This is a genomic window from Viscerimonas tarda (genome assembly GCF_054601255.1).
In genome coordinates this window covers 1-6,383 of record NZ_BAAHWV010000070.1, presented here as the reverse complement: position 1 = coordinate 6,383, position 6,383 = coordinate 1, and the positions used below count along the sequence as shown (strand labels likewise).

The window sequence follows — 6,383 nt, the reverse complement described above, 5'->3', positions numbered from 1 at the left end:
TAAAACAATAACTATACCGGTTAAAATTCTGCGAAAAATCCGGCATCTGAACATAAGGGTCAGGACTTAAAAACCGTCCCAGCACAGGATCATACACCCGCCCGTTCATATTAATCAGGCTGAACTCCGGCAAATGCTCGTGGCCGGTGTAGCCGCGGTAGAACTTGAAAGTGTTGTTGGTAACGGTTTGCCTGCCCCAGGCATCGTAGCTGGCTTTGAATACCTCCGTGCCATTGCTTTCGGTGAGCTTTATTATGCTGCCCAGGTGGTCTTTGTGGACGTAATACACCTTGATATTTGATGCACTATATCTTACAATTACAGCAGCCAAACCGTCTCCACCCGATATGTAGTACAAGTGTCTCAACCCTCCTCCATCTCCGGTTACGGTCTCATAATCCCCATAGTATGCGGTAGTTTTTGTATAACCATTGCCGCTCACGGTACTTTGCCGTCTGTTCTGCATCGGGTCGTATGCAATACTCAAATTGCATGTGCCGTTATAGCCTCTATTTTCGGAAATAGTAGCAATCTTATTAAAGTTGGTATAGGTAATATTCTGGCCATAAGCCGGATCTGTCCCTCCATTGTTTTCTATCCACGTCAAAGCATGAGGCTTTGGCGACAGGTAGGCGTATTGTCCTACGCCGGTCTTGGATTCAATATTGCCATTGGTCTGGTAGGTTATATTCATCACAGATGCACCGTTATAGGTAACAGTTGTGAGCCTGTCCAGGTTGTCGTAGGTGAAGCCTTCGGTTATGATAATCATGTTTTTGCTAACATTTTCTTTTCCTTTTTTGCGTTAACGAGTGAAGCAACTTATTCCTTCTCTAAATAGATATTGTTCGGATTAATCACAATCTTCGTCTTATATCCAGTTTTTGAAAACTCAATTTGGATATCCAAACATTTAGGAACGCACCCGCCGAAATCATTACAAACAGAATATTTACCGATACTATCAGAAAATTGAGTTTCAGTTCCTGTCAAGACTACACATTTTACACTGTCAATAGTTTGATTGGTAGTAGAATCATAAATTGTCCCTATTGCACATTTATATCCCTCACAACCAAACAAGAGTACAAGACAAAACAACATAAACAAGGTGAATATGGAATGTTGTTTTTGTTTAAAAAATACTATTTTATACATAATGGATTTAATTAGCCGTCCCTTAAAAAAACCTTTGGCAAAAATGATACTTCGTATATCAATATATTGCATTCTTTTATCTTTAATAAATCGTAATTCAATAATATTATTAGATAGTACAAGACAATTATCTCCAAATAAGTTGGACTTTATTTCTCTTATTACTTTAAAGCCATTTAGCATCAAAAAATTATAAGTATTTATCATCGCAGTATCTCCTAAATTTAGCGTATTCTAAATAACCAAAGACCATCAGGGCTACACAAAGGTAATTTTTCCTTGTCCAACAATTTTTGGACCCTCGTACATTAAAAAAAATTTACCAACATACAAATAATTTACAACCAAGTCTTCACGAAAAAAGAATATATCAGATTCAATTTCTTCGCCACCATGAACCTTGTCTTTATTTTTAAAATTCAGCTCGCAAGAATTTAACATATCATCTCGAACTGCTATTGCAGGTCTATAATGATTATAATATATCCTTTGTCCTATAAAACAAATTTTTGCAGACACCATATTATTTATAACGAATTAATATTGATTTATTTAAGTTTAGCGAATTAATCATTATCGCATTCATGCCATCTGGAGTGAAATGGTATGAATTATTGATAATATTTGTTGGATATGCTACTTCAATAATAAAAGATTCTCCATTATATTTTTGAAGCAATACTTGTCCTTTCAAAGCATCTTCGTATGAAGTATAAAATAACTTTCCATCTTGATATCCAGCTCCATCAGGATTAACTCTTATTCCATTATTTTGAATATCTGCATATTCTTGACTTGAAGCAACTCTATAAACTGTTGTGGTTTGAGATTGTGTATTTATTGGTTTCCCCGTCCACGGACTTATCTCATTTTTAACGGCATGCCTGTAAGCAGAGATGGAACCGCTTATTCCGCCAATGGGAGCGCCAAACGCCGCGCCATTCAAGCCGGCTTTATTCGCTTGTGCCAAATCGCCGGTCATTATGTATCCGGCCGTAAACCCGCCAACATAACCGCCTGTTGCTCCGCCAATTGTGCCAGTGATGGCTCCTTGCAATACAGGGCTGGTCACTCTTGCCCCATTTATAATAACACCTCCAAGAAGTTTTCCGCCCAATTGACCGGCATACCCTCCGGCTAAACCAGCTACTCCGCCTATTACTCCGTTTGTTACTATATCTTGTGTCGAGCCTCCCGCTAACCACGTGTTTGTTGCTCCAACGATAGCGCCTCCCGCAACCCAACCGGCGGGACCATATAATGCTAATTCCCCGGCCGCTGCTCCAGCTCCAAAGGCTGCTGCACCTTGTCCGATACATTCCCATACATTGCCGTGAATGTTACCCTGCACAATGTTTACTACCAAATTGACAGTCCCCCCGATAGCCATGGCTACCAAATCATCTACCAATAGCCATTCCCCGCTAGGATCCGTAAACTTAAACGGATTATTAAAACAATAACTATACCGGTTAAAATTCTGCGAAAAATCCGGCATCTGAACATAAGGTCAGGACTTAAAAACCGTCCCAGCACAGGATCATACACCCGCCCGTTCATATTAATCAGGCTGAACTCGGGCAAATGTTCGTGGCCGGTATAGCCGCGGTAGAACTTGAAGGTGTTGTTGGTGATGGTTTGCTTGCCCCAGGCATCGTAGCTGGCTCTAAATACTTCAGTGCCATTGCTTTCGGTGAGCTTTATTATGCTGCCCAGATGGTCTTTGTGAACACTTCTTTAAAGAACGCTTTTTTATTTTGCTAAGATAAGAACTTTAATCTACTCTGTCCCATACGGTGGCCACATTTTTATATTTTTCATCGCATCCGAAGGTGGATATGAAATTTTATTCCCCAACATTTTGAAATCCTGATAACTTAAATCATATCGTCTCAGTATCTTGTACTCCCGTCTGATGGTTTCCCAGTCATATTTTGCTATTGTGTCGGTGGAAAATATATATAGACAAAGGGTATCTGTTTTATAGTTATTATAGCACCATTCTAACGGTAATATTTCAAATTTTCTATAATTCTCTTTAATAGTATTTTGCAATAGATATTTTGCTTCTTCAGAAATGAGTGAAGTATCTGGGTATATAGCCCCCTCGTAATCAGAAGGATATAGTGAAAAATAAAATGATATATCGTCATTTGAATGATTATACATAGTTATGTAATCCCTACGACTAGAATCATCTTCCATTGAAAAATATGGACATGCGGTAAATAAAAAATCTAATGCAAGTAGTACCGGAATAAAATATAGCTTCTTCATGATTTTTAATTTGAGAACCATCTTCTTAGTATCTGGTTATGAGTTATTTAAAATTTGCATTAATAATCGGATATCCATAAAACTTCTTGCCTTCCCATTTTGTATATTGACTAAAATAAGCTGCCGCCCGTCTGTTGGCGTCCGTTTCTGTCCAATATTCATCATGTGTTTTGCGTACTATCCATTTTCCTGTTTCAACATCGTAAACTTGACCAATCTCTTCAGATTTATCTGCACTTTTTATACTTGGTATTCCTATCTCAAACAAATAACTCCATCCATAAAGTTGGCTTTGCAGATAATGCCCATACTCATGCATAAACAATGGACTGGCCCATGGCTTAAAATCGCCATCTTTTCCATATTTATCATTATCATATTTCTCGCGAATATTTATATTGATATAGGATCCTAAGGTAACGCCATTGCTCTTCTTCGACCTGTCATTTATCACATAGGTCGCGCCACCATGATAGCGCACTTTGTCCACATGTCCGATATAGTTTCTAATATGAGACCAATTATTTCCAAGAATAGTCTGTGGCAACTCCCACGTAAAACGGGAAATAATTTGTTTGAAGCTACCTTTATACAATCCCCAATCAATTTTAATACTGTTTGCAAATGCCCTCCAGGTATCTGTAAAAATATGATCTATCCCTTTTCCTTGTATAGCATGACCAATTCCTCTTATAAGCCCCGCAATTGTTTCCGACAGCAGCCAAAACTCCCCGCTAGGATCCGTATATTTAAACGGATTATTCAAGCAATAAGTATATCTATTGAAATTTTGCGAGAAATCCGGCATCTGCACATAAGGGTCAGGACTTAAAAACCTGCCCAAAACAGGATCATACACCCGCCCGTTCATATTAATCAGGTTAAACTCCGGCAAGTGTTCGTGGCCGGTATAGCCACGGTAGAACTTGAAGGTATTGTTGGTAACGGTTTGCTTGCCCCAGGCATCGTAGCTGGCTTTGAAAACTTCCGTGCCATTGCTTTCGGTGAGCTTTATTATGCTGCCCAGGTGGTCTTTGTGGACATAATACACCTTGATATTTGATGCACTATATCTTACAATTACAGCAGCCAAACCGTCTCCACCCGATATGTAGTACAAGTGTCTCAACCCTCCTCCATCTCCGGTTACGGTCTCATAATCCCCATAGTATGCGGTAGTTTTTGTATAACCATTGCCGCTCACGGTACTTTGCCGTCTGTTCTGCATCGGGTCGTATGCAATACTCAAATTGCATACGCCGTTATAGCCTCTATTTTCGGAAATAGTAGCAACCTTATTAAAGTTGGTATAAGTAATATTCTGGCCATAAGCCGGATCTGTCCCACCATTGTTTTCTATCCACGTCAAAGCATGAGGCTTTGGCGACAGGTAGGCGTACTGCCCTACGCCGGTCTTGGATTCAATATTGCCATTGGCATGGTAGCTAATATCCATAACGGACGCACCGTTGTGGGTAACAGTTGTGAGCCTGTCCAGGTTGTCGTAGGTGAAGCCTTCGGTTTGTGGTATCATGCCTGTGCGTGATTTTTTGTCGTTATATGTTTTAGTTGTTTTGATAATCATGTCTCTACTAACCTTTTTTTCTTCTTCATAACAGTTACAAACTGCCTGTATTTCAGGCACAAGTCGCAGACTTGCGCCAAAAGGGGTACTTTTCGCATGTCCGTGCCAGCGGGGATTGAAAACTGCCTGTATTTTAGACACAAGTTGCAAACTTGCGCCAAAAGGGGGAATTAGTTGCAGGTCTTAAATCAAACAATCCAGCTCTTTCTGTTGGTCTCCCCATCAATGATAGACGTTTTTTAACGCTGGTTTTTCAGCCTTTTTACCACATCTTTTGTTGGTACAAACATTTTACTCCAATACACAATCGCAGCGTCATAACCGCCGCTTTCCGCTTTTTGGATGGCATTGAAAATGTATAATATAGTACCGCCAACAGGTGTAGAGTTGCGGAAAAAGCGTTCTCTTTCGTCTTTAAAAAAATCTATTTTACTCCAATTGAAACCAACCTTTTTCCCAATAAAGTCAAAATCTTGATTGTCTATTTTAAAAATAAAATTTAAATATCTTCCCTCATATTCATTAAGTATTGAAGAACTATCTATTCCCATTTTTTCTATATGACTTAATAACTCTGTGGGAATTTCTGCAAAATTATGCACTTGTCGTTCTTGTACTATTTGTTCCATATTGTTATTTGAATTACATTTATGAAAAGGAGAACAACTGAATACGAACATTTCTAAACATATTATTACTAATAATTTATTCATATTATTTCAGTTTTATGGAATTTGATATAAATACGGACTTGAATAAATCCCTAACTGTCTAACCATTAACTGAACATTCAATGTATGCGGGTGGAACAAATATAAGGTTGGAACGCCTGCCGACCATAAAGCCCTCGTTGTATGTCCCACGCAACTGTTAAGAAGTAAATCCCACCGCGTTACACCTGACACATAACTGTTTATGGCATTTGTGCTTACATTGTTAAGGCCTAGGGTCCAAGTACCCGATTTACCATAATAGGTATTCCAATCTAAATTCGCACCTGTAATTGAGTTTTTGTATATTTGAGAAATACTTAACTTATTCCCAAGTTCATCAGTTGTAGTAACAGGAGAGTTCGGACCAACAGAAACTAATGTTTTTGAAGTTTTACCATCTTTGTATGTCAATGAATGATGTCCCCATTTATTGCCATCACTATCAGGGGTTTTTTCAGAATTTGCATATATATTTTTTCCGCCCCCTGCAAATAAAGAAACGGCATCAGACAAATTCCCCAACGCTCCCGCTCCATATCCCACATCCTCATACCACTTGTTCCCTTTTTTACCAAGATAGCCCCATTTTCCTGTTCCAAAATTATATGATGCGACTCCGAAACTTATTGAAGGTGTTAAACTTCCTCCAC

At 38.9% G+C, this 6,383-nt stretch carries 9 protein-coding genes and 1 pseudogene; 1 reads left to right on the top strand and 9 read right to left on the bottom strand.

The genetic code is table 11. From position 1 onward, the window contains the following. The 5 genes from ACYPWY_RS15400 to ACYPWY_RS15380 form a co-directional block, all read right to left on the bottom strand. Positions 1-772, bottom strand: a 772-nt coding sequence (locus ACYPWY_RS15400; RefSeq protein ID WP_459686431.1) for an RHS repeat protein, incomplete at its 3' end; no start/stop codon positions are given. 50 nt (positions 773-822) lie between these two features. After that, positions 823-1,365 carry a hypothetical protein gene (locus ACYPWY_RS15395; protein ID WP_459686430.1) on the bottom strand — a complete coding sequence of 181 codons (543 nt, stop codon included), beginning with the start codon at positions 1,363-1,365 and terminating at the stop codon, positions 823-825. A gap of 51 nt (positions 1,366-1,416) precedes the next feature. Beyond that, entirely contained in the window at positions 1,417-1,680 is a 264-nt protein-coding gene (locus ACYPWY_RS15390) for a hypothetical protein (RefSeq protein WP_459686429.1), read from the bottom strand. A 1-nt stretch (position 1,681) separates the two neighbouring features. Beyond that, positions 1,682-2,656: an RHS repeat-associated core domain-containing protein gene (locus ACYPWY_RS15385; protein ID WP_459686428.1), complete on the bottom strand. Its 975-nt coding sequence runs from the start codon at positions 2,654-2,656 to the stop codon at positions 1,682-1,684. Continuing rightward, positions 2,563-2,793 carry an RHS repeat-associated core domain-containing protein gene (locus ACYPWY_RS15380; RefSeq protein WP_459686432.1) on the bottom strand — a complete coding sequence of 77 codons (231 nt, stop codon included), beginning with the start codon at positions 2,791-2,793 and terminating at the stop codon, positions 2,563-2,565. Before ACYPWY_RS15380 ends, ACYPWY_RS15385 begins: the two co-directional genes overlap by 94 nt. On the opposite strand from ACYPWY_RS15380, the gene ACYPWY_RS15375 reads away from it, so the two are divergent. Beyond that, the gene (locus ACYPWY_RS15375) at positions 2,743-2,922 is read left to right on the top strand and encodes a hypothetical protein (protein ID WP_459686427.1); all 180 of its coding nucleotides are present in this window, start codon (positions 2,743-2,745) and stop codon (positions 2,920-2,922) included. The genes ACYPWY_RS15380 and ACYPWY_RS15375 overlap by 51 nt on opposite strands. Positions 2,923-2,937: 15 nt before the next feature. On the opposite strand, the gene ACYPWY_RS15370 is transcribed toward ACYPWY_RS15375, so the two are convergent. From ACYPWY_RS15370 to ACYPWY_RS15355, 4 genes and pseudogenes are all read right to left on the bottom strand, one after another. Continuing rightward, the gene (locus ACYPWY_RS15370; protein ID WP_459686426.1) at positions 2,938-3,435 is read right to left on the bottom strand and encodes a hypothetical protein; all 498 of its coding nucleotides are present in this window, start codon (positions 3,433-3,435) and stop codon (positions 2,938-2,940) included. A 43-nt stretch (positions 3,436-3,478) separates the two neighbouring features. Beyond that, positions 3,479-5,020 (bottom strand): RHS repeat domain-containing protein, encoded by a 1,542-nt coding sequence (locus tag ACYPWY_RS15365; protein WP_459686425.1) that lies wholly within the window; start codon positions 5,018-5,020, stop codon positions 3,479-3,481. A 239-nt stretch (positions 5,021-5,259) separates the two neighbouring features. After that, on the bottom strand, positions 5,260-5,733 hold the full coding sequence (locus ACYPWY_RS15360) for a hypothetical protein (RefSeq protein WP_459686424.1): 474 nt from the start codon (positions 5,731-5,733) through the stop codon (positions 5,260-5,262). A 12-nt stretch (positions 5,734-5,745) separates the two neighbouring features. After that, positions 5,746-6,383, bottom strand: a pseudogene (locus ACYPWY_RS15355) (hypothetical protein); the annotation flags it as partial.